This is a genomic window from Neorhizobium tunisiense (genome assembly GCF_039631515.1).
In the GTDB taxonomy this organism is placed as follows: domain Bacteria; phylum Pseudomonadota; class Alphaproteobacteria; order Rhizobiales; family Rhizobiaceae; genus Neorhizobium.
Map to the genome: position 1 here is coordinate 325,292 of NZ_JBDIUU010000003.1, position 25,614 is coordinate 350,905.

At 62.2% G+C, this 25,614-nt stretch carries 19 protein-coding genes and 1 tRNA gene; 8 read left to right on the forward strand and 12 right to left on the reverse strand.

Going from position 1 to position 25,614, the window contains the following annotated elements; translation table 11 throughout:
- Nucleotides 1-27: 27 nt before the first annotated feature.
- The 6 genes from ABCW43_RS15675 to ABCW43_RS15700 all read right to left on the reverse strand — a co-directional run bounded on the left by ABCW43_RS15675 (nt 28) and on the right by ABCW43_RS15700 (nt 10,453).
- Entirely contained in the window at nt 28-507 is a 480-nt protein-coding gene (locus ABCW43_RS15675; protein ID WP_038546443.1) for a chemotaxis protein CheW, read from the reverse strand.
- Nucleotides 507-2,294, reverse strand: a complete 1,788-nt coding sequence (locus ABCW43_RS15680; protein ID WP_345926028.1) for a methyl-accepting chemotaxis protein — start codon at nt 2,292-2,294, stop codon at nt 507-509. Before ABCW43_RS15680 ends, ABCW43_RS15675 begins: the two co-directional genes overlap by 1 nt.
- Before the next feature lie 302 nt (nt 2,295-2,596).
- Entirely contained in the window at nt 2,597-3,526 is a 930-nt protein-coding gene (gene rocF, locus ABCW43_RS15685) for an arginase (RefSeq protein WP_345926030.1), read from the reverse strand.
- Between the two features lie 44 nt (nt 3,527-3,570).
- A complete protein-coding gene (locus ABCW43_RS15690; protein ID WP_345926032.1) occupies nt 3,571-8,067 on the reverse strand; it encodes a translocation/assembly module TamB domain-containing protein in 4,497 nt (1,498 codons plus the stop codon).
- Nucleotides 8,068-8,095: 28 nt separating this feature from the next.
- On the reverse strand, nt 8,096-10,021 hold the full coding sequence (locus ABCW43_RS15695) for an autotransporter assembly complex protein TamA (RefSeq protein ID WP_445738951.1): 1,926 nt from the start codon (nt 10,019-10,021) through the stop codon (nt 8,096-8,098).
- A gap of 168 nt (nt 10,022-10,189) precedes the next feature.
- Nucleotides 10,190-10,453 carry a YMGG-like glycine zipper-containing protein gene (locus ABCW43_RS15700; RefSeq protein WP_046633911.1) on the reverse strand — a complete coding sequence of 88 codons (264 nt, stop codon included), beginning with the start codon at nt 10,451-10,453 and terminating at the stop codon, nt 10,190-10,192.
- 315 nt (nt 10,454-10,768) lie between these two features.
- Here ABCW43_RS15700 and ABCW43_RS15705 point away from each other — a divergent pair, with 315 nt between their 5' ends.
- From ABCW43_RS15705 to hemA, 4 genes are all read left to right on the forward strand, one after another.
- Nucleotides 10,769-11,257 carry a (2Fe-2S)-binding protein gene (locus ABCW43_RS15705; protein ID WP_345926037.1) on the forward strand — a complete coding sequence of 163 codons (489 nt, stop codon included), beginning with the start codon at nt 10,769-10,771 and terminating at the stop codon, nt 11,255-11,257.
- A gap of 127 nt (nt 11,258-11,384) precedes the next feature.
- A complete protein-coding gene (locus tag ABCW43_RS15710; RefSeq protein ID WP_345926039.1) occupies nt 11,385-13,730 on the forward strand; it encodes a xanthine dehydrogenase family protein molybdopterin-binding subunit in 2,346 nt (781 codons plus the stop codon).
- Between the two features lie 11 nt (nt 13,731-13,741).
- Nucleotides 13,742-14,539 (forward strand): FAD binding domain-containing protein, encoded by a 798-nt coding sequence (locus ABCW43_RS15715; protein WP_345926041.1) that lies wholly within the window; start codon nt 13,742-13,744, stop codon nt 14,537-14,539.
- A 224-nt stretch (nt 14,540-14,763) separates the two neighbouring features.
- Entirely contained in the window at nt 14,764-15,978 is a 1,215-nt protein-coding gene (hemA, locus tag ABCW43_RS15720; protein ID WP_345926043.1) for a 5-aminolevulinate synthase, read from the forward strand.
- Nucleotides 15,979-16,043: 65 nt separating this feature from the next.
- Here hemA and dxr read toward each other — a convergent pair whose 3' ends face one another.
- The gene (gene dxr, locus ABCW43_RS15725) at nt 16,044-17,243 is read right to left on the reverse strand and encodes a 1-deoxy-D-xylulose-5-phosphate reductoisomerase (RefSeq protein WP_345926045.1); all 1,200 of its coding nucleotides are present in this window, start codon (nt 17,241-17,243) and stop codon (nt 16,044-16,046) included.
- 121 nt (nt 17,244-17,364) lie between these two features.
- Between dxr and ABCW43_RS15730 the strand changes: the two genes are divergently transcribed.
- Nucleotides 17,365-18,594, forward strand: coding sequence for an FAD-dependent oxidoreductase (locus tag ABCW43_RS15730; protein WP_345926047.1), 1,230 nt, complete (start codon nt 17,365-17,367; stop codon nt 18,592-18,594).
- Nucleotides 18,595-18,636: 42 nt separating this feature from the next.
- Nucleotides 18,637-19,176, forward strand: coding sequence for a DUF2937 family protein (locus tag ABCW43_RS15735; protein WP_345926049.1), 540 nt, complete (start codon nt 18,637-18,639; stop codon nt 19,174-19,176).
- 7 nt (nt 19,177-19,183) lie between these two features.
- Here ABCW43_RS15735 and ABCW43_RS15740 read toward each other — a convergent pair.
- Nucleotides 19,184-19,260 (reverse strand) — tRNA-Arg (locus tag ABCW43_RS15740).
- 54 nt (nt 19,261-19,314) lie between these two features.
- Nucleotides 19,315-20,478, reverse strand: a complete 1,164-nt coding sequence (locus ABCW43_RS15745) for a M20 aminoacylase family protein (protein ID WP_345926051.1) — start codon at nt 20,476-20,478, stop codon at nt 19,315-19,317.
- A 164-nt stretch (nt 20,479-20,642) separates the two neighbouring features.
- Between ABCW43_RS15745 and ABCW43_RS15750 the strand changes: the two genes are divergently transcribed.
- Complete coding sequence (locus ABCW43_RS15750) at nt 20,643-21,752, forward strand: D-alanyl-D-alanine carboxypeptidase family protein (protein WP_345926249.1); 1,110 nt, start codon at nt 20,643-20,645, stop codon at nt 21,750-21,752.
- Between the two features lie 13 nt (nt 21,753-21,765).
- The gene (locus tag ABCW43_RS15755) at nt 21,766-22,926 is read left to right on the forward strand and encodes a CobW family GTP-binding protein (protein WP_345926053.1); all 1,161 of its coding nucleotides are present in this window, start codon (nt 21,766-21,768) and stop codon (nt 22,924-22,926) included.
- 5 nt (nt 22,927-22,931) lie between these two features.
- Here the strand turns inward: ABCW43_RS15755 and ABCW43_RS15760 are convergent, their stop codons facing one another.
- From ABCW43_RS15760 to ABCW43_RS15770, 3 genes are all read right to left on the reverse strand, one after another.
- Nucleotides 22,932-23,165: a sulfurtransferase TusA family protein gene (locus tag ABCW43_RS15760; protein WP_345926055.1), complete on the reverse strand. Its 234-nt coding sequence runs from the start codon at nt 23,163-23,165 to the stop codon at nt 22,932-22,934.
- A complete protein-coding gene (locus ABCW43_RS15765; protein WP_345926056.1) occupies nt 23,162-24,463 on the reverse strand; it encodes a L,D-transpeptidase family protein in 1,302 nt (433 codons plus the stop codon). The genes ABCW43_RS15760 and ABCW43_RS15765 overlap by 4 nt, the downstream gene beginning before the upstream one ends.
- A gap of 181 nt (nt 24,464-24,644) precedes the next feature.
- Nucleotides 24,645-25,598 carry an acetyl-CoA carboxylase carboxyltransferase subunit alpha gene (locus tag ABCW43_RS15770; protein ID WP_345926058.1) on the reverse strand — a complete coding sequence of 318 codons (954 nt, stop codon included), beginning with the start codon at nt 25,596-25,598 and terminating at the stop codon, nt 24,645-24,647.
- Nucleotides 25,599-25,614 lie beyond the last annotated feature (16 nt).

Sequence of the window (25,614 nt, forward strand, 5' to 3'; positions counted from 1 at the left end):
GGCCTTTCTGGCCTCCGCTATCGCAAATCAGGCAGCCAGGTCGTCGGCCTCGGTGCCCTTGAACATCTTGGCGAGGTTCAGGAAGCAGATCATGCCGTTCTCGTTGGCGATGATGCCTTCGGAGAAGGACTTGTCGAAGGAGGCGGAGATTTCCGGAACCGGCTGAACCTGGCTCGAAGGGATCGTCAGGATGTCCGAGACGCGGTCGACGAGCATGCCGATGACCATGTTGTGGACTTCGGCGACGACGATGGCGCTGCGCTCGTTGGCAACCGTGCTCTTCATGCCGAGCTTGTAGGCAAGATCGATGATCGGGATCACAGAACCGCGAAGGTTCATGACGCCGATGACGTCGGCGGGGGCGTGCGGGATCGGCGTCGAAGGCGCCCATCCGCGGATTTCGCGGATCGTTGTCGTCTTGACGCAGAATTCCTGGTCATGGAGACGGAAGGCGATGATTTCCAGCGTTTCGCCGCTGTAGCTTGTGGAGTTGATCGTCGTAGCCATCAGAATTCTTCCCAACTATCCGTTGCCTGAGCGGCAGCGGCGGCACCCGTTGTGGTCCGCGCGACCGTTGCCATGAGTTTGCGTGCCGGCGATGCAACGGGTCGTGCATCAGGTCGCGCTATTGCAATCTTATGCGAAGAATGTTGCGCAAATCTAAATCGCGCCAGAAGATCGCGCAGGGTTTCGGCTTCGCGCGCCAGGCTGTGGCTGGCGGCGGTTGTTTCCTCGACCATGGCAGCATTCTGCTGCGTGTTCTGGTCCATGGAGTTCACGGCCTTGCTGATCTCCTTGATACCGGTGGACTGTTCGCGGGCAGCCTCGACGATCGCTGAAACATTGCCGTTGATCTCGTCCACCTGGGACATGATCTCATCGAGCGCCTTGCCGGTTTCTCCGACGAGCGCGACGCCACGCTTGACCTGTTCGGAGGAGGTCGAGATCAGCGTCTTGATTTCCTTGGCCGCGCTGGCGGAACGTTGGGCCAGTTCGCGGACTTCCTGGGCGACGACCGCAAAGCCCTTGCCCGCTTCGCCGGCGCGTGCCGCCTCGACACCCGCATTCAGCGCCAGCAGGTTCGTCTGGAAGGCGATCTCGTCGATCACGCCGATGATGTTGGAGATTTCCCGGGACGACGTTTCGATCTGGCCCATCGCGTTCACCGCGTTGCGGACCACGGCACCGGAATGCTCGGCGCTTTTTTTCGCGTGCGAGACGAGGTCGCCGGCTTCTTCCGCGCGCTTGGCGCTGTCGATGACGGTACGGCTGATTTCTTCCAGCGCCGCAGCGGTCTCTTCGACTGCCGCCGCCTGCTGCTCGGTGCGCTTGGCAAGGCTGTCGGAAGCCTGGCGGATTTCGCTGGAGCCGCCTGCAATCCCTTCGGCATTCTCGCCCACGGTGCGCATGGCCTCGGCCAGTTTCCCGATGGCTTCGTTGAAATCGACGCGGATCTGTTCGAGCGTCGAAATGAAGGGTTTTTCGATCCGGAACGTCAGGTCGCCGTTTGAAAGAGACGTCAGGCCCTCGGCGATGTCATCGACGGCGCGGACGCGTTCGGTGATGTCGGTCGCAAATTTGACCACCTTGAAGACTCGGCCGTCGGCGTCGAAGATCGGGTTGTAGGACGCCTGGATCCAGATAGCCTTGCCGCCCTTGCCGATGCGCTTGAACTCGGCGGCAATCGCTTCACCGCCGGCGAGCTTCTTCCAGAATTGGGGGTATTCGGCGCTGTCACGGAACGACGGCTCGCAGAACATGCTGTGATGTCTGCTGGTGATTTCCGAAAGCTGATAACCGACACAGGCAAGGAAATTTTCGTTGGCGGTCAGGATGTCGCCGCCGGGCGTGAACTCGATAATGGCCTGGGTGCGCGAGATGGCGTTGATCTTGCCTTCGTCCTCGGCGGATTTGAGCCTGGCGGCAGTGATGTCCGTTGCGAACTTGACCACCTTGTAAGGCTTACGGCCTGACATCACCGGATTGTAGGAGGCCTGGATCCAGATCTCGCGGCCACCCTTGCCGATGCGCTTGTAGGCAGCGGCATCAAATTTGCCGTCGCCGAGGTTCGCCCAGAAATCCTTGTATGCCTGTGACTTCACGTAATTCGGGTCGCAAAACATGCTGTGATGCTTGCCGACGATTTCGGAAAGTGTGTAGCCGAGCGTCTTGCAGAAGTTCTCGTTGGCCGTGAGAACCTTTCCGGATAAGTCAAACTCGATAATGGCCTGCGACTTGTTGAGCGCAGCAAGTACTGCTTTCGCGTCAGCGCCTGGAAGTGAAAGTATGGACATCTGGCTTACTTGCCTCCCGTCTGTAAGTCCCCGAACTGGCTCAATTCGCCAGCTGACTCACGAGATAATCATCTCGCCGCCGGGACACTGAGTCCTGCTAAAAATAGCATTGAGGAATTAATGGAAGGTCAATGATTTAGTTTTAGCGCGGCTGTGGAAAATACGTATCCGCTTGGCTTTTGTCAAAAACCAAGGCTGACAAGTAGACTCTGAATTTATATTGCCTGGTCGGGATGTCTCTTCGGTTTTTCCACTTTCAGCGGCTCTGATTCAGTAATTTAAATATAGGCTTACGCCGCATATCACGCCGAGCGGGTGGGACGATCGAGAACGCGTCGGCCGAAAAGACTTGCCGCCAATTCCACCATGATTCGAGCGCTCTTGCCGCGGTCATCCAGAAACGGATTGAGTTCGACGAGATCGAGCGATGCGACGAGCCCCGTATCGTGGAGCATCTCCATAATCAAATGCGCCTCGCGGAAGGTCGCGCCGCCCGGCACCGTGGTGCCGACACCCGGGGCTATGTCCGGATCCAGGAAATCGACGTCGAGGCTGACATGGAGAAGACCATTGGCGGCGTTCACCGCCTCGATGACCTGGCGCATGATCGCGGCAATCCCGTGTTCGTCGATGGCGCGCATGTCGAAGACGTTGACGCCATGATCGGCGATGAGTTTCCGTTCGATCTCGTCGACGGAGCGGATGCCGATCTGGAAGACGTTTTTGGGATCGACCGTGGGCCGGGCGCTGTCGAGGATAGGTGCAAATTCCGCCTGGCCGGTAAAGAAGGCGACCGGCATGCCATGGATGTTGCCGGAGGGCGATGTCTCGGGCGTGTTGAAATCCGTATGGGCATCGAGCCAGAGGACGAAGAGCGGCCGGCCGAGCTCGGAGGCGTAACGCGCCATGCCCGGCACGCTGCCCATGGAAAGGGCGTGATCGCCGCCCATGATCACCGGAATGGTGCCGGCCTTGGCCATTTCATAGGTCCGGGTTTCGAGTGCGCGCGTGAACGCAGCGACGACCGGCAGGTTTTTCGCGTCGTTTCTCTCCGGCAGGTCAGCTGCCGGTTCCGGGCGAAGGTCGCCATTGTCGACTACCCGGAAACCGAGGCCCTCCAGCGCCTTGACGATGCCGGCAAGCCTGAAGGCCGCCGGACCCATGGCGCAGCCGCCGCGGCCGGAGCCCTCTTCCAGAGGAACGCCGATCAATGTGATATCCTTGGAGGTCATGCTTTTTCTCCCGAGCATGCAGGAATGAAACGAAATATCCGAGATCAGTATTCGCGCTCATAAAAGATGCCGGCCTTGCCGCCCTCGGTGCCGGCGCCCGCCTTGAGCTTGACACCGCGGCCGACATCGAGGTTGATCGTCGCTTCCGCGCCGCTCTCGCCACCCTGCTCGACCTGGATATAGGTGCGATTGTTGATGTAGCGGCCGACCGACACGGTGGTCTGGCCGGTCGCATCGGTGTTGATGTCGAGATCGTCGACGCCGAGATTGTTGCGCAGTGTTTCGAGCAGTGACGTCGAGCCTCCGCCGGCGAGCTGCGCGACGGCGTCGGCCAGCTGGGCGATCTGCAGCGGCGACAGCCGTGACATCGACTGGCCGAAGATCAGTCGCGCCAGAACCTCGTCCTGCGGCAGGGCCGGCGAGGAGGAGAAGGCGATCGTCGGGTCGTTGGCGACGCCGGTCACTTTCACCGTGATCGTCGTCGAGGCGGAGGTCGTGTTCGCTTCCATGTTGAGAACCGGGATCAGGCCGCCGCCGAAGGTGATGTCGCCATCGGTGAAATCCATTCGCTTGGCGAGGATGACGATACGGCCGCGGCGCATCTTGAAGCCACCGGCGACGACCGGTGCGATCGCCGTGCCGGTCACGGTCAGGTCGCCGCCGAGTTCTGCGTCGATGCCGCGGCCGCGCACGAAGATGCCGTTCGGCGCGCTGATCTGAAGGTTGAGCGCGATCGGGTTCGAACTGCCGCTGGCGCTCTTCGGCCGCAGCTTTTCCATCTGCCGCAGAACGTCGGGCGGCGCGTTGCGATGGCGGATATCGATGGCGGACAGCGAAGTCGGCAGGCGGGCGGGCACGGTGATCGCCGCCTTGGTCAACGTCACGCGTCCTCCGAGGACGGGGCCGGACGTCAGCGGACCGGTGATCGTCAGGGCGCCGTCGGCGGTAGCGGCGAAAAGCGCGCCATCGGCATAGGCTGCCTGAGCCAGAGTGATCCTGAGGTCTGCCGGGAAGCCGGAGCCCGGCGCGATGCCGACCGAGCCCTGGACCGAAACCGTGCCGCCGCCCGAGAGCTTTCCCGTGAGCCTGGAGATATTGGCGCTTTTGCCATCGAAGGAGACATTGGCGGCGAGATCCGTCAGGGCGAGATTGCGCCGGACATCCACCAGCCTTGCGCCGGACGAGGATGCCGTGCCGGTGATCGCCGGCGCCGCCGCCGTGCCACTGACCGCAAGATCGACATTGCCGGTGCCTTCCAGCACGAAGCCTTGCGCGGCCATCTGCCCGGCGAGGATCGAGAAGGGCAGATGGCCGTTGAATTTCAGGTTGAGCGGTTTTTCGCCGGCGAGCGAGACGGAGCCGCCGCCCGACAAGGAGACGCCGCCGCCCGAAAGGCGGGTGTCGAGGGTGACAGTGCCGTTCTGAAACGTGCCGCCGGCGGTGATGTTGAAGGCTGCGATGCCTGCGGACGTGGTCTGCGCGACGCCGGCATCGGCCCAGCGCAGGTCATAACGGACGGCGGGGGCCTGCGGCGTTCCCGTCGTCGTCACAGTGCCGGAAATCGTGCCGCGGGCGCCGAGGCTCGGCGCAAACGCGTTGACCAGGCTGGCGGGCACGGCAGTGGCGCGGGCGTTGATGTCGAGTTCGGGAATGCCGTCCTTCAGGATAACCTTGCCGGCAGCCGAGAGATCGAGACCTCCGGAGCCTGTCAGGCGGGTCTTGTCTAGCGTGACTGTCCCGTTGGCGAAGCTGCCGCTTGCTTGGACTCGAAACGGACTGATGCCAGCGTCGCGCGACTGGCGAAGCTGTGCATCACTCCATTCTAAATCGTAACGTATGGCAGGGGCAGACGCGGCGCCGCTGGCGTTGATCGTGCCGGAAATCGTGCCGGCAGCATTGATCGCGGGGACAAACGCGTTGATGAGATTGGCGGGCAGCGCCTTGATATTGGCGGTGAGGTCCAGTGCCGTGCCGGCCGTGCCGTTGACGGTAACGCTGCCGGCTCCGGTCGAGATGGTCAGATCGGCAAGGCGCGCACCGCCGTTGGCGACCGCGATACGGGTCGGCGCGGCAAGCCGGACCGCGATGCTGCGGGGCGCCGCAGTGAAGCTCTCGATGCCGACCGAGATATCGGTGCCGGTCTGGATATCGCCAACCGCAGTCAGTGGTGCGTTGTCATACTGGGCGGCGAGATTGAAGTTGGTCCGGTTGCGGCCCTGGCTGACGCCGAGGTTGACGTCGTTGATGCTGACCGAGCCGGCACCGATCCGAGTGGCGCGGACCATACCCTCGGCCGCAATCGCCTTGATGTCGGCAATGGCGAGATCGATATTCGGTTGGGCGATCTCGATCGTGCCGCGGCGAAGTGCCTTGCCGGAAGCCCGGATCACGGCGCCGGCCTTGCCGCCCGTATTGCTGAACATCACCGTTCCCTTCAGGTCGCCCTGGGCCTGCTGGGCTGCAAGGGCTGCGAGCAGGGAGACATCCGGGAAGTCGAAAGCGAGCTGGCCCTCCGGCAGGAAGGCGGGAGAGAAGTTCAAGGCGCCGGTCAGCTTGTTCGGGCCGATCTCGGCAGTGATCGCCGGCGCGCTGGTGCGGCCCTGGACGGAGGCAATGTCGGCATTGACGCGGATCGGCTGGCCGTCGAGCGAACCGGTGCCGGTCAGCTTGCCCTTGGGGGCGTTCGGATCGGCGGTGCCTTCCAGGATGAAGCTCATGTCCTGGAGCTTGCGGCCGACCAGCCGCGCGTCGGCGGAATTGACCACGGCCCGGACGGCCACTGCTGTCAACGGCCCCTTGGCGGAAATGTCGAAACCGGCAGCCCCCTCGGCCTCCGGCAGCCAGCGCTTCAGATCCGGCACGCGGCCGGCCAGGCGCCCGGTGACAGTCCGATTGTCGAGCAGCATGTTGCCGTGCGCTTCGATGGCGTTCGAGCGCATCACGAAATTCTCGAGGCTGACGCGACCGCCGTTCACCATATTGACGTAGCCTTCGGCGGAAAGCTTGCCCTCAAACTTCGAGACCAGTCCCGGCGGTAGAACGGCGGGATTGGCGAAAACCCGGAAATTGCCGGTGACCGCCTGTTTCGACATGTCGTAAGCGCCGGAAAGCGTGCCGTTCACGTTGCCGCTGTCGAAGGTTGCCGCATCCAGGCCGATCGCCGGGGGCGCGAGCCTGAGCGGCGCATCCAATGTCACCGGCCCGCGGATCACTCGGTCGAGATCGTCGTTGGTGAAATCCGTGCGGGCGACGGTGAAGCGGCTGCGGATGCTGCCTGAGCGGCTGATCAGGTTGAGGTCTTCGCTTTCCGCCTGAAGGCGGATCTGGCCGAAACGCCCCTGCGGCAGTTCGGCGGCGCTGAGTGCAGCCGTTGCGTTGAAGCGCGCCGAGGCGGCTGCTCCGGTCAGCGTGAAATTGATGCTTTCGAAGGAGAAGCGGCTCTCCTGTCCGTTGATCGGCCAGACGAAGTCGACCGGCCCCTTCACGCCGTTGAGGCTGGCGGTGAGGCTGTTGTCACCCGTCGGGTCCCAGGCCCCCTTGGCAGCGATCTTCACGGCGCCGGAGGTGAGATCGCCGCGTTCGATATCCACCCGGCCGGAGGGCGCATAGATCGCAGCGATGTTGATATCGGTCGTGCCGCCGAACAGCGGACGAAAGGCGGGCGGCAGAAGCGTCGACAGCTGGCCGCCGCCGGTCACTTCGACCCTGTGCCTGCCGTTTTCGACCAGCAGATGTTTGCCGTCGACCGCGATGACGGGGGTGCCGCCGACGCTGCCCTGCAATTTTCCGGCCCAGTCGGAAAGAGGTCCTTCGCCATCGAGCGCCAGCTCGACCGCCGGAGTGCCGGGCAGCCGCAGAAGGCGAGCGAGCAGCCCGCCCTGCGGCTCGGATACGGCAGCCTTGAGTGTCAGGCGATTTTCGGACGGCGCGTAAACCACGTCGGCAGATGCTTTGGCATCCGGCTCGTCCTTGCGGGTTGCCTGCAGATCGAGCGAAATGTCAGGCCCGGTCGCGTCGATCGATCCCTTCACCGAAAGAGAGAAATCCCGTCCCGAAAAGGCCTGGGAGAGATTGATATCCGGCAAGTCGATCTGCGCAACGCGGATGCCGACGGGCAAGGGCGATCCGGAGGAGTTTGTGGTCGTCGCCTGATTGGCTGCCGGAGCCTTCGGCGGCCGCGGCGCACGGATGAAGTTGACGGTGTCGGCTGAAATATGCTCGGCACGGAAGACCCCCGTCACCAGGGACGTCGGCGACCAGTCGATCTTGATTCCGCCGATCTGGGCATAGGGACCTGCGTCATCGGACAATGTAAGGGCATCGATACGCAGGTCGCCGGTCAGCAGGCCTTCCGGGGGCGTGAAGGAGATGCTGCGGTCAGGCGTGGAGACGATGGCGGAAATCCGGTCCGCGGCGACGCGCCCGCCGACCGGGGTGAGGGCGACGAAAAGGACGACGCCCAAGGCCATGACGAACAGGATCGCGACCACGCCAAGCGCGGCCTTCAAGATCCATTTCAACAGGCGAACCATCAGCATCATGCCCTGAGCGTTACCCTTTTATTGCCTTTCAGAATGCCTGTCCTATGCCCGCATAGATACCGTACTGGCTACCGCCGTCATAGCGCTGCAACGGAATTGCAACGTCCAATCTGAGCGGTCCGAAAGGCGTGGCATATCTCACGCCGATCCCCGCGCCAGCACGTATATCAGAAAAATCGGGCACGATTCCGGTCGATACCGTACCAACGTCGACAAAAGGTACAATGCCTATGTTTTCTGACACTTTTACTCTCACCTCGAAAGATCCCAGCGTATAAGAGCGCCCGCCCGTGGCTTCATCGGCGCTGTCATAGGGCGAAATTTCCCGATAGGCGTAGCCGCGTACCGATCCGCCGCCGCCGGCGAAGAATCTGCGTGTCGCGGGAATTCTTTCAAGGTCGCTTCCGCCGACTAGCGTTCCGGCCGCAAGCCGTGCCGCGAGCACGATTTTATCCTCCTGTCCGAGGCCGAGATAACCCGAGATCGAGCCTTCGAACGACGAGAAGATCGTGCCGTCCATGAGTTCGTAGCTCGGCTTGGCGGAGAGGGTCGCGTAAAATCCCTTGGTTGGGTCGAGCTTGTTGTCCCGCGCATCGCGCTCGAAGCTGATCGGCAGGCTGAGCGTGAGGTACTGGTTGTTGCCGAAGGCGTCGTCGGCGTCGATATAGGCGATCTCCCCGCCGCCCTTGAGCTTGTCGGTCTCGTTCAGCTCGTAGGAAATGCCGGCCGAGTAGATGATGGTCTGCGCCTCATAGACGTCAGGCGTCTCGCTTTTGGCTTCCAGGCGGGACTCGAAGGTTGCCTCCGGCACGAAAGCGCCGGGCTTGGTAAAGATGATGCCGGCGGAATAATCGAAGGTGGTGACGTCGGTGGTCGCGCCGATGCCGGACACCTTGCCCTCGATGCGCAGCGATTCGGCCTCCCCGAAGAGGTTGCGGTGGCCCCAATAGCCTTCGAGGCCGGCGCCGTCGATCGAGGAATATTCGGCGCCGAAGCCGAAGTAGCGATGCTTGCCCTCCGACACCTCGATCGTCAGCGGCAGCGAACCGTCCGGCGCCAGCTTCTCCGCCTCGTGGATCGTGACGCTGGAAAAGACGCCGAGTTCGCGCAGGCGATCATTGGCTTTCTTCAACTGCACGGGCGAGTATTGGCCGTGTTTGTCGAGCCGCGAATACCGGCTGATGAAGGCGGCATCAACGGTGCGTGAGCCCTTCACCGCGACGGTTCCGAACGGGGCAACGGGGCCGCCGATCGCGCCGAGCACCACGTTGACCGTGTTGGTGCGGTGGTCGGCCGTCACCTGTCGCTCCGTCAGCTTTGCGAGCGGCCGGCCCTCGTCCTTCAGATCGACGAGAAGCTGTTGGCTGGCCTTCAGGATCAGCCGGGAACCCGCCGCGCCGCCGGCAACGAGGTCGTATTTTTCGGGATCGCGGCCGACGGCGTCTCCCTCGAAACGGACCGAGCCGAGCTTGAAGACCGGGCCGGGATCGATACGCACGGTGACCGGCACGGGTGCCGCGTGGTCGAATGTGGGGTTGGGCGGCAGGCGATCGATATCGGTCCCGGCGACGGAGATATGCACGGTGCCGCCGTAACGGGCCTCTTCGTAGAGCACGGCGATCAGCCGGTCGCGGTCCTCGCGCGCCTTGATGATGACGCCGAGATCGCCGGAGACGGGCTGCTTTTCGTCGGTGATCAGGGAGGCGGCGGATTCGAGGCGCTTCTTGAGGTCCTTGTCCGCATTGCCGGCTTCAAGCGTCGCGTCGTAACGAACGGGATCGATCACCTCGACCTTGTCCTCATCGTCGCCGAACAGCGTGATGCCGAAGAGTTTGAAAGCATAGGCTTTGCCGGAAAGCGGCGGGAAAACGAGAAGCAGCGCGGCGAGCATTGCGGCGGTGCCTGCTCCCCTCAGCTTCCGTTTTTCTGTCCGCCCAGTGTTTTCGTTCCGCATACGCAAACTGCTGTGGATCCCCCGGCTGGAAGCCTTCATAGCATCCGACGAAGCGGACTATCTAACCGCAAAAGACAAAGCGGGGTACCCCTTCGTGATGATTTCATGAAAGAAAAAGCCCCGGAGCGTGCTCCGGGGCCACAGTCTTTCCTGCAATCCGCGCGTTTATCAATAACGGCGCGGGCAGCTGTCGATATAGCGGCGACCATACCGGTCGCGGTAGTAGCATTGACCCGGCTGTTCGGCGACAGAGCCGATCAAGGCACCGGAAACGCCCCCGATCGCAGCGCCAACGGCTGCGCCGCGGACGTTGCCGGTGGCCAGGCCGCCGATCACGGCGCCGGATGCTGCGCCGATGCCGGCGCCCTGTTCAGTTGCCGTGCAGCTCGCGAGCGAAGCGCCGACGATCAAAAGCACCAAGGCCTTCTTCATGAGATCCTCCTGTTTGTTCTTCGTTTACCCGGCTGTCTTGCAGGCGCCAGACGTCTCCGCCGGCCAGTTCTGCAGCAACCATCCAGGGGAACAATAGGTCGCTATGTTCAAGAGTCCATATGAGCTCAATATTTTAAGCCGGGATTTTTTGTTTTGCTTTGCCGACAGTTACCCGGCATCCGGCGGAATCCAGAAGCGATCGGTTGTCTGACGGGGGACCAAAATATTGCCGTTTCCATAGAAAGTAGCGGTTGATCCCCTAAGTAAAAAAGCAAATGATGGGCATGTGTCCGGGAGGGACGCGAGGAGGACAATATGACGAAAGTGACGCTGACCGTGAACGGCCGCACGATGAGCGGCGAGTGCGAAGATCGCACCCTGCTCGTGCATTTTATCCGCGAAAAACTTGGTCTGACCGGAACGCATGTGGGCTGCGATACGACCCAGTGCGGCGCCTGCGTCATCCATATGGACGGCCATTCGGTGAAGAGCTGTTCGATTCTCGCCGCGCAGGCTTCCGGTTCGACGATCACGACGATCGAAGGCCTTGCCGGCCAGGGCGAATTGCATCCGGTCCAGGCGGCCTTCAAGGAACATCACGGCCTGCAATGCGGCTTCTGCACGCCCGGTATGGTGATGACGGCAGTCGACCTGATCAACCGCGAAGGCGGAACGTTGACCGAAGAGACGGTCCGCGCCGGGCTCGAAGGCAATATCTGTCGGTGCACCGGCTATCACAACATCGTCAAGGCGATCCTTGCCGCCGATGCCGAAATGGCCGGCGGTCGTCAGGCCGCTGAATAGGTGAGTAGTGAGCAGTCGTTAGTAAGCAATGGTTCGAGCGGCTGCATTTCGGCCGCTGATCTACTTAACTACCGACTAATTCCTACTCGCTTTCCACCACTAATCACCATCTCGGGAGGAGATGAACATGGGTGTTGAAGGAATCGGTGCACGCGTTACCCGCAAGGAAGACAAACGCTTCTTGACCGGCAAGGGCCGCTACACGGACGACATGACCGTTCCGGGCATGAAGTATGCCTGTTTCGTCCGTAGCCCCTATGGACATGCGAAGATCAAAAACATCGATGCCACCGCGGCGAAAGCCATGCCTGGTGTCATCGACGTGCTCGATGGCAAGCAGCTGCAGGCAGACGGCATCGGCAATCTCATCTGCGGCTGGATGATCCATTCCAAGGACGGGTCGCCGATGAAGATGGGTGCCTGGCATCCGCTCGCGGTCGATACCGTGCGTTATGTGGGCGACGCGATCGCCATCGTTGTCGCCGACTCCTCGGGCGAGGCGCGCGATGCTGCGGAAGCCGTGGTCATCGATTACGAACAGCTCCCGGTCGTGACCGAGGCCGTCGCAGCACTTGCCTCCGGCGCGCCGCAGATCCATCCGGAAGCGCCGGGCAACCTGATCTTCGACTGGCAGATCGGCGAGCCGGATGCGGTGGACAAGGCGATCGCGGCCGCTGCGCATGTCACCGAAATCGAGATTCTCAACAATCGCCTTTCGCCGAACCCGATGGAGCCGCGCGCCACGCTCGGCATCTACGACACGGCGGAAGATCACTATACCTGCTATACGACCAGCCAGAACCCGCATGTGGCGCGGCTGGTGATGAGCGCCTTCTATAACGTCGCGCCCGAAAACAAGCTGCGCGTCATCGCGCCGGATGTCGGCGGCGGTTTCGGCTCGAAAATCTATATCTACCCGGAAGAGATCATCTGTCTCTGGGCCTCGAAGAAGACCGGCGTGCCGGTGAAATGGACCTCGGACCGCACCGAAGCCTTCCTGACCGACGCGCATGGCCGCGACCACGTCTCGAAAGTGAAGATGGCTTTCGACGCGAACAACCGGATCACGGCGCTGAAGGTCGATACGATCGCCAATCTCGGCGCCTATATGTCGCTGTTTTCGTCGGCCGTGCCGACCTATCTCTATGCGACGCTGCTGTCCGGCCAGTATGCGATACCGGCGATCCACGCCAATGTCCGCACCGTCTATACCAATACGGTGCCGGTTGATGCCTATCGCGGCGCCGGCCGCCCGGAAGCGACCTACCTGCTGGAACGCACGATGGAGACAGCGGCCCGCGAACTCGGCATCTCGCCGGCGGAGCTGCGCAAGATCAACTTCATCCGCTCCTTCCCATACCAGACGCCCGTCATCATGAACTACGACGCGGGCGACTACGAAGCTTCGCTGAATGCCGCGATGCAGGCAGCCGACTGGGCAGGTTTTGCCGCCCGCCGCACACAATCCGAAGCCAAAGGCAAGAAGCGCGGCATCGGCATGAGCTGCTATATCGAGGCCTGCGGCATCGCGCCGTCGGCGGCGGTCGGTTCGCTCGGCGCGGGTGTTGGCCTGTGGGAATCCGCCGAAGTGCGGGTCAATGCGGTCGGCACGATCGAGGTGCTGACCGGGTCCCACAGCCATGGCCAGGGCCACGAGACGACCTTCGCGCAGCTTGTCGCCGGCCGTCTTGGCGTGCCGATCGAGAGCATCAACATCGTGCATGGCGATACCGACAAGGTGCAGATGGGCATGGGCACCTATGGCTCTCGCTCCGGCGCGGTCGGCATGTCCGCAATCGTCAAGGCGCTCGACAAGGTCGAAGCCAAGGCGAAGAAGATCGCCGCACATCTGATGGAGGCGTCCGAGGAGGATATCGTCATCGAGAACGGCGAGCTGAAGGTCGCAGGCACTGACAAGTCGGTGCCGTGGTTCCAGGTGGCGCTCGCCTCCTATACCGCCCATAACCTGCCTTCGGGCATGGAACCGGGCTTGAAGGAAACCGCCTTTTACGACCCTTCCAACTTCACCTTCCCGGCCGGCTGCTACATTGCCGAGGTGGAGATCGATCCGGATACCGGCGAGACGGATATCGTCCAGTTCGTCGCGGCCGACGATTTCGGCAATATCATCAACCCGATGATCGTCGAGGGCCAGGTGCATGGCGGCATTGCCCAGGGCATCGGCCAGGCGCTGCTCGAAAACGTCCAGTATGACGCCAACGGCCAGCTTCTGACGGCAAGCTACATGGATTATGCCATGCCGCGCGCCGACGACCTGCCGTCGTTCACGCTGTCGCACCAGAACACGCCTTGCCCGGGCAATCCGCTCGGCATCAAGGGCTGCGGCGAGGCGGGTGCGATCGGCTCGCCGCCGGCACTCATCAACGCCATCACCGACGCGATCGGCCATAACAAGCTCACCATGCCGGCGACCCCGATGAAGGTCTGGCAGGCATTGCACGCGGCTCACTGAGGAGAACAGACATGTATGCTACCAGCTACCATCGTGCATCCTCGGTGGAAGATGCTGTCAAGCTCAAGTCGGCCAACGAGGAAGGGAGATACCTTTCCGGCGGCATGACCTTGATCGCGACCATGAAACAGCGGCTCGCTGCACCGAGCGACCTGATCGATCTTCGCCACATTCCGGCGATCCGGGGCATCCGGATCGAAGGCCGCAAGGTGACGATCGGTGCCGCCACGCCGCATGCGGACGTGGCCGCTTCGCGCGAGCTTGCCGCCATCTGTCCGGCGATCTGCAAGCTTGCCGGTCATATCGGCGATCCGCATGTGCGTCACATGGGCACGATCGGCGGTTCGATCGCCAACAACGACCCAGCTGCGGATTATCCCGCCGGCTTGCTCGGGCTTGGCGCGACCATCGTCACCGACCGACGTTCGATTTCGGCCGACGATTTCTTCACCGGTCTTTTCGAGACCGCGCTGGAGGAGGGCGAGATGGTGACGTCGGTCACTTTTGACGCGCCGGAAAAGGCGGGTTACGCGAAGTTCAACAATCCGGCCTCGCGTTTTGCGATGACGGGCGTGTTCGCGGCGAAAACCGCCGGCGGCGTGCGCGTTGCGGTGACCGGTGCCGGCTCATCCGGCGTCTTCCGTCATCCGGGCTTCGAACAGGCGCTGGCCTCCAACTGGTCGGCGGATGCGTTGAGCAATGTCGCAGTCGACACCTCGAACCTGATGTCGGACATGCACGCGAACGCGGAATACCGTGCCAATCTCGTCAAGGTCATGGCAAAAAGGGCGGTGGCGTCTGCCGGTTGAGGCGAATCGAGAGCAGCGGTAAAAGGCCTGGAAGAGCGGGTGCACCGCTCTTCTCCTTGTTGCTTGACGTGGATCAATTCTCACATTTTCGAAATCGCTTACTTTTTATTGGAATAATTCAAAAAAAGCGGGCCTTTTGCCGCAGGTTGGTTCTATTCGCGCGGTCCGGGGTTGACGAAAAGCGCGGCTGAAACCAAAACCGAGGCAGGTTCTGGAGTGTGAGCATGGACTTCGAGGCATTTTTCAAGAGCGAACTGGACGGACTTCACGGGGAAGGCCGCTACCGTGTGTTCGCCGATCTGGAGAGGCACCGCGGCAATTTTCCCCGCGCCACGCGCCATACTCCCGATGGCCCGAAGGAAGTGACTGTCTGGTGTTCGAACGACTATCTCGGCATGGGCCAGCACCCCGCCGTGATCGAGGCGATGAAGGAAGCCATCGATCACTGTGGCGCGGGTGCGGGAGGCACCCGGAATATTTCTGGCACCACGCACTACCACGTCATGCTGGAGCAGGAACTCGCCGACCTGCACGGCAAGGAAGCCGGCCTGATCTTCAATTCCGGCTACATGTCGAACTGGGCGACGCTCGGCACGCTCGGCCAGAAGATCCCCGGGCTGATCATCTTCTCCGATGCGCTGAACCACGCGTCGATGATCGAGGGTATCCGTTATGCCAAGTGCGAGCGGGTGATCTGGAAGCACAACGATCTCAACGATCTCGAAGCCAAGCTCGCGGCCGCCGATCCGAATGCGCCGAAGCTGATCGCCTTCGAAAGCATCTATTCGATGGACGGCGACATTTCGCCGATCAAGGAAATCTGCGACCTCGCCGACAAATACGGCGCGATGACCTATCTCGATGAAGTGCATGCGGTCGGCATGTACGGCCTGCGCGGCGGCGGTATTGCCGAACGCGAAGGCCTGATGGACCGCCTGACGGTCATCGAAGGCACGCTCGGCAAGGCTTTTGGCGTGATGGGCGGTTATATCGCTGCCTCCACCGCGCTCTGCGACTTCATCCGCTCCTTCGCCTCGGGCTTCATCTTCACCACGGCGCTGCCGCCGGCGCTGGCAGCCGGGGCGATCGCCTCGATCCGGCATCTGAAGGCAAGCCCGTTCGAGCGCGTCCGTCATCAGGACCGCGTGAAGAAGCTGCGCACCATGCTCGACAGCCAAGGCATTCCGCACATGCACAACCCGAGCCACATCGTGCCGGTCATGGTCGGCGATGCGGCCAAGTGCAAGTGGATCTCGGATATCCTGCTCGACACCTGCAACGTCTATGTGCAGCCGATCAACTATCCGACCGTGCCGCGCAAGACCGAACGCCTGCGCATCACCCCGACGCCGCTGCATAGCGATGCGGATATCGAGCATCTCGTCAGTTCGCTGCACCAGCTCTGGTCGCGCTGCGCGCTGGCGCGGCATGTGGCTTGATTAGCCGCTAACTCCACCCTCATCCCCGTGCTCGTCACAGGAATGAGGGAGGAACTTAGGATCACCTAAGCAGCCATTTCCTTCTGCGCGATAATCGTGCCTGCACGGCGCCGGGCCTCGGCATCGGCCGCAAATACCTCGTCCATCGTCGTTGCGGCCGCAAATCCCACCATCTCGTCCATCACCTGCTCGGCGACATCCGCCATGTTGAGAAAACCGATGCGGCCGGCGCAGAAGGCGTGGAAGGCGATCTCTTCGGCGGCGTTCATCACCGCGCCCTGCACGCCGCCGCGTTCCAGAGCGGTGCGGGCCAGCCGGAGCGCCGGGAAACGAACCTCGTCCGGCGCCTCGAAATCCAGCCTTGCGAGCTTGGCGAAATCCAGCCGCTCGACATCGAGCTTCGGACGGTTCGGATAGGCGAGCGCATAACCGATCGCGGTGCGCATGTCGGGACAGCCGAGCTGGGCCAGCACCGATCCGTCGCGATAACCGACCATGGAATGGATGACCGACTGCGGATGGACGATCACCTCGATCTGGTCTGGCCGCAGATTAAAGAGGTGTTTCGCCTCGATCATCTCCAGCGCCTTGTTGAACATCGAGGCGCTGCCGATCGAGATTTTCAGGCCCATCGACCAGTTGGGGTGAGCGCGGGCGATATCCGCGGTGACGCCTGCCATCTGCTCGCGGGTCCAGGTGCGGAAGGGGCCGCCGGAGGCGGTGAGCACGATGCGCTCGACCGCGTGGTGCTGGTCGTCCTCGAGCGACTGGAAGATGGCGCTGTGTTCGCTGTCGACCGGGATCAGTCGCCCGCCGCCTTCCGCGACCGCCTTGACGAAGAGTTCGCCGGCGGAGACCAGGCATTCCTTGTTGGCGAGCGCGATATCGGCGCCGCGCTCTGCGGCGGCCAGCGTCGGCGCCAGGCCGGCGGTGCCGACGATCGCCGCCATTACCCAGTCGGACGGGCGCGCGCCCGCCTCGATCAGCGCCTCGCGGCCGGCGGCGACCTCGATACCGCTTCCAGCGAGTGCATCTTTCAGGGTTGAATACTGTCGGTCGTCGGCGGTGACGGCCAGTCTTGCACCGCATGCCTTCGCCTGGTCTGCCAGAAGCGCAATATTGCTGTTGCCTGTGATGGCGACGACCTCGAAGGCCTCGCGGCCGCCGAGTTGGTTCACCACATCCAATGTATTGACGCCGATCGAGCCGGTGGAACCGAGGATGCTGATGCGGCGCTTGCCGGTGTCGGCCATGCTGTCTTCCATTTCCTAAAGCTCCCTTCGGTCTACAAGCGAAAGCCACGGCTCACAAGAGCGGGCTTGAATTCGGCCCGCCTGCGACCAAGTGCAGCTTGCACAACGGATGTTCTTGGCGCGAAGTGGGATGATGAGCGAACACCTTGAAATCCAGACGACTTGCGTGATCGCCGGCGCCGGTCCGGCTGGCCTGATGCTCGGCCTCCTGCTGGCGCGCGCCGGCGTCGATGTCGTGGTCGTCGAAAAGCACGCGGATTTTCTGCGCGATTTCCGCGGCGATACGATCCATCCCTCGACGCTTGAGGTGATGCACGAGCTCGGCCTGATCGACGAACTTTTACGGCTGCCCCACACGCGTGCGCCGAAGCTTTCGGCCGAAATGGGCGGCAAGACGATCACTATCGCGGATTTTTCGCGGTTGCCGGTCAGGAACCGCTTCATAGCCTTCATGCCGCAATGGGATTTTCTGAGCTTTCTCGCTGAAAAGGCGCAGGGTTATCCGAACTTCCGGCTGATCATGCGGGCGAAGGTGTTGGACGTGCTGGAGGATCAGGGCGCAATCTCGGGCCTCGTCCTGGAGACGCCGGAAGGAGAGCTTACCATCCGCTCGACGCTTGTCGTCGGCGCCGACGGCCGCAATTCGGTCGTGCGGGAAAAGGCTGGGCTCGATGTGGAGAGTTTCGGCATTCCGAGTGAGGTTGTCTGGATGAAGCTGTCGAAACAGCCGGGCGATCCGAACGAGGTGATGGGCCATGCCGGCCCGCGCCAGGGTTTCGTGCTGATCGACCGCGGCGACTATTGGCAATGCGGTTATGTGATCCGCCGCACGACGTTCGCCGACATCCGCGAAAAGGGCATCGAGGCTTTTCGGCGGATGGTGGTCGATGTCTCGCCGCTGCCGGCCGAGCGCATGCAGGAGATCCGCAGTTTCGAGGATACGAGCCTTCTGACGGTGCGCATCGACCGGCTGAAGCAATGGTGGCGGACGGGGCTGATCTGCATCGGCGACGCGGCACATGCGATGTCGCCGATCGGCGGCGTCGGCGTCAACCTGGCGATCCAGGATGCGGTGGCGGCCGCCAATATCCTGGCCGCGCCTTTGCGCGAAAAGCGCCTTACCGATGCCGACCTCGCCGCCGTCGAAAAGCGGCGCAGTTTCCCGACCAAAGCGACGCAAAAACTGCAGTTAATGATGAGGAGCAGCCGGCGAACGGATCAGGCGGATGATCGGAAAAGCAAGGGGCCGCCGGCCTTCATCCGGGGCATCGCCCGCTTTCCGCTGCTCGCCCATCTCGCCGGCCGGCTGATCGGCCTTGGCTTCCGCATGGAGCATGTGCGGGGGAAACAAGGCAACCTTTGACCGCCCCGCGTCGTTGATCGGCAAAACAACCGAGGTTTTGCCATGCTCATGCTCGGAAGAATGCTGACGATGGCGATGGCGCTGCTGGGAGGGATCTTCTTTTCGCAGGCGCCGGAATTCGCACAGCAATACCGCCAGCGGATCGGCGGCGCGCTCGACGAGCTGAAGATCCTGATCTCGGAATTCGACGCCCAGGCCAATCACAACGGCCTCGACCGCCAGGAGGCGCTCAACATCTATTCCGTCTCGCCGCAAACCTTCCTGCGCAATCAGGGCGAGGCGATGCGGCGAACCTTTTCGCGTTACGAGATGCTCGCCGAGCAGCAGAAGGACCTCACGCTGGCGCCACCCTTCACAAAGCCTTTCGTGGTGATGCGCAACCCCGATTCGACGACGTTCGCCAATGCCTGGCGTGATTTCGTGCCGGGCGTACCGGTGGATTTCGCAGGTCTCACCTGGGCAGCAGGCGGACTGTTCTGCGGCTGGCTGATCGGGGCACTCCTTGGCGCAGCCCGTCGCGGCGTCGTCCGCTCGGTAAGGCGGCCGAAACGGATGGACGAGACATCGACGATCGCCCGATAAAAGGGAGTGGTGATCCCAGATGGATTCGAACCATCGGCCTCAGGATTAGGAATCCTGCGCTCTATCCTGCTGAGCTATGGGACCACGTCAGGAATTCCATACAAAAGGCGAGGCGTTTAGCCAAGCCTTTTGTCTCGATCATTCCGTCAACCGCTGCTCGGCGAGCCGCACCCAATAGGAAATGCCATAGGAAATCGCCTCGTCGTCGAAATCGTAATGCGGATTATGCAGCGCTGCGGTTTCGCCATTGCCGATGAAGATGAAGGCGCCGGGGCGGCGTTTCAGCATGAAGGCGAAATCCTCGCCGGCCATGGTTGGGTCGACATTGGTGTCGACGTTGGAAGCGCCGACCACTTCCGTCGCGACGCCGATCGCATGGTCGGTTTCCAGGTCATGGTTGAAGGTAACCGGACACTGGCGATAATAATCGATCTCGGCCTCGGCGCCATGGGCGCTGACGATGCCCTCGACGATCTGGCGGATGCGGTTTTCGGCAAGGTCGCGGCTTTCTTCACTGAGCGTCCGGACCGTGCCCCAGAGCGTCGCCTGGTCGGGAATGATATTATACGCGGTGCCGGCGTCGAAGCGGGTGACCGAGATGACGATCGAGTGGACCGGATCGGCGTTGCGGGCGGCGATCGCCTGCAGGCTGCCGACCAGCTGCGAGCCGATGAAGATCGGGTCTATGGTCTTGTGCGGCTGGGCCGCATGGCCGCCGCGGCCCTTGATGGTAATGGTGAAACGGTCGGGCGCCGCCATGATGCCGCCCTTGCGGATCGCGAACTGGCCGAGCGGAATGCCCGGCATATTGTGCATGCCGTAGACTTCCTCGATGCCGAAACGCTCCATCATGCCGTCTTCGACCATCGCCAGCGCGCCGGCGCCGCCCTCTTCGGCGGGCTGGAAGATCAGCGCCACGGTGCCGTTGAAATTGCGGGTTTCGGCGAGGTATTTCGCCGCGCCCAGCAGCATGGCCGTGTGGCCGTCATGGCCGCAGGCGTGCATCTTGCCTGGGGTCTTCGAGGCCCAGGGCTTGCCGGTGATTTCGGTGAGCGGCAGGGCGTCCATGTCGGCGCGCAGCCCGATCGTGCGGCCGCCCGGGCCTTTTCCACGGATGATGCCGACGACGCCGGTGCGGCCGATGCCGGGCACGACCTCGTCGACGCCGAATTCCTTCAGCTTCTGTTCCACGAAGGAGGCGGTGTTCTCGACCTCGTAAAGAATCTCAGGATTTTCATGAAGATATCGTCGCCACTCGCTGACTTCGCCCTGAAGTTCGGCGGCCCGGTTCAAAATCGGCATAATGTTCCCTGTTGTTGGCTGGTCACGCGGTTATGACAAGTCCTCCCGGCCGGAGTGTGCCTGTCATGATTGACGTAATCAATCTTCTTTGCCATTGCTTGGCCATATAGAACGCATATGCGCCACACTCGTTAAGCTGTTTCGAACGAGGAACTACATTGCAGATTTTCCGTCTCCGATCCGCCTCCGCCACCCGGTTGATCTGCGCCCTCTCCGCGCTTGCCCTTGTCGCTTCCGCCGGAACCGCTGCCGCCAATCCGAAGATCGTCGTCGACGCAAAGACCGGCAAAGTGATCGCCCACGAGGATGCCTTCGTGAAATGGTATCCGGCGTCGCTCACCAAGCTGATGACCGCCTATGTGACCTTCAAGGCGGTGAAAGCCGGAAAGCTCTCGCTCGAGACACCGGTCGTGATGAGCAAGAGAGCGGCCGACCAGCCGGCGAGCAAGATGTATTTCACGCCCGGCACGACGATGACGATGGACAACGCGCTCAAGATGATGCTCGTCAAATCGGCCAACGACATGGCGGTTGCGGTGGCCGAGGCCGTCGGGGGCACGCAGGAACAGTTCGTGGCGATGATGAATGCCCAGGCCAAGGCGCTCGGCATGAATTCCACCCAGTTCATCAATCCGCACGGCCTGCCGGGCAAGGGACAGTTCTCGACCGCCCGGGATCTCGCGTTGCTGACGCTGAGGCTCAAGCAGGATTTCCCGGAATACCAGGGCTATTTCTCGCTTGAGGGCATAGATACCGGCACCAAGCAATATCCCAATTTCAACACGCTGATCGGCCGATTCGACGGCGCCGACGGCATGAAGACCGGCTTCATCTGCGCCTCCGGGTTCAACCAGGTCGGTTCCGCGACGCGGGACGGCCGTTCGGTGATCTCCGTGGTGCTCGGCTCGGACAGCCTGGCCGGCCGCGCCGACGATACTGCCAACCTGCTGCAGCAGGGACTGACTTCGACTGCTGCCGGTGGCGCGGCGCTCTTGGCGCTCGCACCCTATGGCGAAACGGCTGAGGTCAACGACGTCAGCGCCGAGATCTGCAATCCCAATGCTGCCAAGGTGCGCAGCGAAACGCGTGACGATGCGGGCCGCACCATCCAGCATTCGCCCTATATCCATGAAATGGCCCAGCCGCCGGTTTATACGCCCCTGACCCTGCTTTCCGGCGGCGAAGCTCCTCCGCCGCCGCCCAAGGGCACCAAGAAAACGGTTGCAGCCAATACCGTCAATGTGCCGATCCCGCAGCCGCGCCCGACATTCTGAACGAGAATAGATCATGTCTTCTGCCTCGAGCCGGATTCCGGTCTCCATCCTCACCGGCTTTCTCGGTGCGGGAAAATCGACGCTTCTGAACCGCATCCTCAGGGATCCCGGCACCAGCGATACGGCCGTCATCATCAACGAGTTCGGCGAAGTCGGGATCGACAATTTCCTGGTCGAGGCTTCCGGCGATGCGCTGCTGGAGATTGCCAACGGTTGCCTCTGCTGCACGGTGCGCGGCGAGCTGGTGGATTCGCTCGCCTCGATCATGGACGGCATCCAGACCGGCCGCCTGAGCCCGATCCGCCGAATCGTCATCGAAACGACAGGCCTTGCCGATCCGGCGCCGGTCATGCAGTCGGTGATGGGCAATCCGGTCATCGCCCAGAATTTCGAGCTCGACGGGGTCATTACCGTGGTCGATGCGGTGAATGGTGTCTCGACGCTCGACCGCCACAGGGAAGCGGTGAAGCAGGTGGCGGTGGCCGATCGGCTGATCATCTCGAAGCTTTCGATGGCGGATGCGTCCCAACTGGCGGCGCTGAAAAGCCGGCTCGCGGCGCTCAATCCCCGGGCGCCGATCGTCGATGGCGACAGCGAAGCCGCCGGCACCGCTGCCATTCTGGTGAACGGCCTCTACGATCCGGCGACGAAGATCGCCGACGTGGATCGCTGGCTGCATGACGAGCTGGCAAACGATGCCGAGGGGCATCACCGCCACGATCATGGTCATCACCACCACGATGATCATCACCACGGCCATGAGCATCACCACCATCATCATGACGTGAACCGCCATGGCGACGACATCCGCTCCTTTTCGATCATCCACGACAAGCCGATCGATCCGATGGCGATCGAGATGTTCATCGACCTGCTGCGTTCGGCGCATGGCGAGAAATTGCTCCGGATGAAGGCGATCGTGGCGCTTTCCGACAATCCGGAACGGCCGCTGGTGCTGCATGGGGTGCAGAGCGTCTTCCATCCGCCGCAGCGCCTGCCGAAGTGGCCCGACGGCTCGGACCGGCGCACCCGCATGGTGCTGATCACGCAAGGGCTGGAAGAAGCCTTCGTCTCGGATCTTTTCGCGGCGTTCACCGGCCAGCCCCGCGTCGACCGCCCGGACCGCGCTGCGCTGGAAGACAATCCGCTCGCCGTTCCCGGCCTGCGGATGTAGGCCCCTCAACCTTTGCGGATCAGAAAACGGTGTCCCGTCTCGGTCTTTTCCGAGCGGACCAGCTCGTGGCCTTCCTGGCTACAGAAATGCGGGATGTCGATGCCGGCGAGAGGGTCGGTGGTTTCGATCACAAGCTCTGCGCCGCTCTCCATGCCCTTCAGCCGGCGGCGCGTCTTCAGGACGGGCAGGGGACACTTCAGGCCTCTGAGATCGTAGAGGCCTGCGGTCTCAGAGCTCATTCCTGGCTCCAGAACTTCCAGAACGGCTTCTTCTTTTCCTCGCTGATCGGCGGTGCCGCATAGGCAAGCGGGTTCTGGGCCGGGATCGGAACCGTGGTGGTCGTGCCCTGGGCGGTGGCGATGGTCGGGACCGTACCCGTGCTCTGTGCGACGGGAGCGGCCGTTGCGGCGGCCGGCAGGCGGTCCTGCTTCATGCGGTCGGCGGCGGAGCCGGCACGAAACGTGACGGGAGAGGCGGAAGCAAGCACGGTATTGGCCGGCTTGTTCTGGGAGGCCATCCGCTTTTCCATCATCTCCTGGAATTCCGACTGGCTCAGCAGCTTGCCGGCTTCGAGCGAGGTTCCGGTCGGGGCATAGGCTATGTCGCGGCCCTTGCGCTTGTCGGCGACCACGGCCTTGCGCTCGGCTTCGGTCGGCTCGTACCAGACCTTGCCGTCGAATTTTTCCAGCGCCGTCTTGTAGGCGACTTCGTAGGTCTTGCCGTAGGAGGTCAGCGCCGAGGCGAGTGCCGGCGGCGTCGACATCGGCGGGCAGGCTGCTGCTGCGGCAAAGGTGCCGTTGCTATCGACCTGCTGATTGAAGACATACTTCTTTTCGCAGACGTTGACTTCCGGCGGGCGCTTGGTGACTTCGAAATGATCGTAGCCGGTCTTCAGCATTTTCCAGAAGTCATAATTCTGGCTGTCGCGGTGGCGCGCCATGTTCTCCGCGGTCATGCGGAAGGGAAGAGCCTGGAGCTGCACGGAGGTCTGGCCGCCCTTGAAGGCGTCGCGGGCGAAGGCATAGATTTCCAGAACCTGTTCGTCGGTCATCGAATAGCAACCGGACGACGAGCAGGCGCCATGGATCATCAGGTTCGAACCGGTGCGGCCGTTTGCGGCATCGTAGCGGTTTGGAAAACCGGTATTGATGGCAAGGTAATATTTGGAATTCGGGTTCAGGTGCGCCGGCGTCAGGTTGTAGAAGCCTTCCGGAGCCTGACGATCGCCTTCCTTGACCTTGGGGCCGAGCTTCCCGGACCAGGCGCAGATGTCGTAGCTCTTGATCACCTCGAAGCGGTTGTCCGCCCTTGCCTTCCAGACTTCCAGCTTACCCTCTTCCTTGAGGATGCGGATCATGATCGGCGATGTGCGTGGCATGTTCTTCTTCTGCATCTCGGTGAGAATGCTCGAAGGCAGGGGCTGCTCGACCTTGTTCTTGACGCTCTTCAGGTCAATGCTCGCGGAATCGAGCGTATCGTTGCAGCCCGTCAGGGCGGTTGCCACGAAGAGTGCGAAGGCGATGTGTTTCAGGCGCATCGGTACGGACCACATAGACTTGGAACGACGAACGAGTTCGGTACAGGACTTCTATGAATAAAGCGGTAATCTTTACATATTCTTAACCGCTTGCGCCGACCTGTCCAGCAAAACCGCCCGGCCCTCAATGTTATCAGCAATATGGCCAAATTTGGCTATTGGCGTGGCGGAGGCCCGAAGATCAGAGATTGCGGCCGATATCGAGGAATTTCTGCCGGCGCGCGGCCCTCACTTCATCGCCAGACAGCCGTCCGAGATCTTCCAGCGCCGAAGCGATGATCTTGCCGGTCGCGCTGATGACGGTTTCGGGTTCGCGATGCGCGCCGCCGACCGGTTCGGGAATGATGTCGTCGATGATGCCGAGGCCCTTCAGGTCTTCGGCGGTGATCTTCATGTTGGTGGCAGCCTCGCGGGCGCGGGTCGAATCGCGCCAGAGGATCGATGCTGCACCTTCCGGCGAGATGACCGAATAGATCGAATGTTCGAGCATGTAGACGCGGTTGCCGGTGGCGATGGCGATCGCGCCGCCGGAGCCGCCTTCGCCGATCACGACGGAAACCATCGGCACTTTCAGGCCGAGGCACATTTCGGTCGAGCGGGCGATCGCCTCCGCCTGGCCGCGTTCCTCGGCGCCGACGCCCGGATAGGCGCCAGCCGTGTCGATGAGGGTGATCACCGGCAGGTGGAAACGGTCGGCCATTTCCATGATGCGGATCGCCTTGCGATAACCTTCCGGACGCGGGCTGCCGAAATTGTGCTTGAGGCGGGTCTTGGTGTCATGGCCCTTTTCCTGGCCGATGACGGCGACGGGCATGCCGTTGAAACGGGCAAGGCCCGCCTGGATGGCGGCATCCTCGCCGAAATTGCGGTCGCCGGCGAGCGGCGTGAAATCGGTGAACAGGTGGGCGGAATAATCGACGAAATGCGGGCGCTGCGGATGGCGCGCGACCTGCGTTTTTTCCCAGGCGCCGAGCTTGGAATAGATTTCCCGCGTCGCTTCCCTGACCCGGGTTTCCAGCCTGCCGATTTCCTCGGACGTATCGATGCTCTCGTCTTCCGAGGCGAGCTTTTTCAGCTCGTGAATCTTGCCCTCGAGGTCCGAGATGGGCTTTTCGAAATCGAGATAAGTCTGCATGAGAGCCGGTTTCCGG

What these genes read in the sequence shown, in the direction of transcription:
- ABCW43_RS15735 (WP_345926049.1), top strand. Translation starts at nt 18,637, where the DNA reads ATGCTCATGCTCGGAAGAATGCTGACGATGGCGATGGCGCTGCTGGGA.
- ABCW43_RS15675 (WP_038546443.1), bottom strand. Translation starts at nt 507, where the DNA reads ATGGCTACGACGATCAACTCCACAAGCTACAGCGGCGAAACGCTGGAA.
- ABCW43_RS15690 (WP_345926032.1), bottom strand. Translation starts at nt 8,067, where the DNA reads ATGATGCTGATGGTTCGCCTGTTGAAATGGATCTTGAAGGCCGCGCTT.
- ABCW43_RS15745 (WP_345926051.1), bottom strand. Translation starts at nt 20,478, where the DNA reads ATGCCGATTTTGAACCGGGCCGCCGAACTTCAGGGCGAAGTCAGCGAG.
- ABCW43_RS15695 (WP_445738951.1), bottom strand. Translation starts at nt 10,021, where the DNA reads ATGCGGAACGAAAACACTGGGCGGACAGAAAAACGGAAGCTGAGGGGA.
- ABCW43_RS15705 (WP_345926037.1), top strand. Translation starts at nt 10,769, where the DNA reads ATGACGAAAGTGACGCTGACCGTGAACGGCCGCACGATGAGCGGCGAG.
- dxr (WP_345926045.1), bottom strand. Translation starts at nt 17,243, where the DNA reads ATGGAAGACAGCATGGCCGACACCGGCAAGCGCCGCATCAGCATCCTC.
- ABCW43_RS15730 (WP_345926047.1), top strand. Translation starts at nt 17,365, where the DNA reads ATGAGCGAACACCTTGAAATCCAGACGACTTGCGTGATCGCCGGCGCC.
- ABCW43_RS15770 (WP_345926058.1), bottom strand. Translation starts at nt 25,598, where the DNA reads ATGCAGACTTATCTCGATTTCGAAAAGCCCATCTCGGACCTCGAGGGC.
- ABCW43_RS15715 (WP_345926041.1), top strand. Translation starts at nt 13,742, where the DNA reads ATGTATGCTACCAGCTACCATCGTGCATCCTCGGTGGAAGATGCTGTC.
- ABCW43_RS15755 (WP_345926053.1), top strand. Translation starts at nt 21,766, where the DNA reads ATGTCTTCTGCCTCGAGCCGGATTCCGGTCTCCATCCTCACCGGCTTT.
- ABCW43_RS15700 (WP_046633911.1), bottom strand. Translation starts at nt 10,453, where the DNA reads ATGAAGAAGGCCTTGGTGCTTTTGATCGTCGGCGCTTCGCTCGCGAGC.
- ABCW43_RS15765 (WP_345926056.1), bottom strand. Translation starts at nt 24,463, where the DNA reads ATGCGCCTGAAACACATCGCCTTCGCACTCTTCGTGGCAACCGCCCTG.
- rocF (WP_345926030.1), bottom strand. Translation starts at nt 3,526, where the DNA reads ATGACCTCCAAGGATATCACATTGATCGGCGTTCCTCTGGAAGAGGGC.
- ABCW43_RS15710 (WP_345926039.1), top strand. Translation starts at nt 11,385, where the DNA reads ATGGGTGTTGAAGGAATCGGTGCACGCGTTACCCGCAAGGAAGACAAA.
- ABCW43_RS15760 (WP_345926055.1), bottom strand. Translation starts at nt 23,165, where the DNA reads ATGAGCTCTGAGACCGCAGGCCTCTACGATCTCAGAGGCCTGAAGTGT.
- ABCW43_RS15680 (WP_345926028.1), bottom strand. Translation starts at nt 2,294, where the DNA reads ATGTCCATACTTTCACTTCCAGGCGCTGACGCGAAAGCAGTACTTGCT.
- hemA (WP_345926043.1), top strand. Translation starts at nt 14,764, where the DNA reads ATGGACTTCGAGGCATTTTTCAAGAGCGAACTGGACGGACTTCACGGG.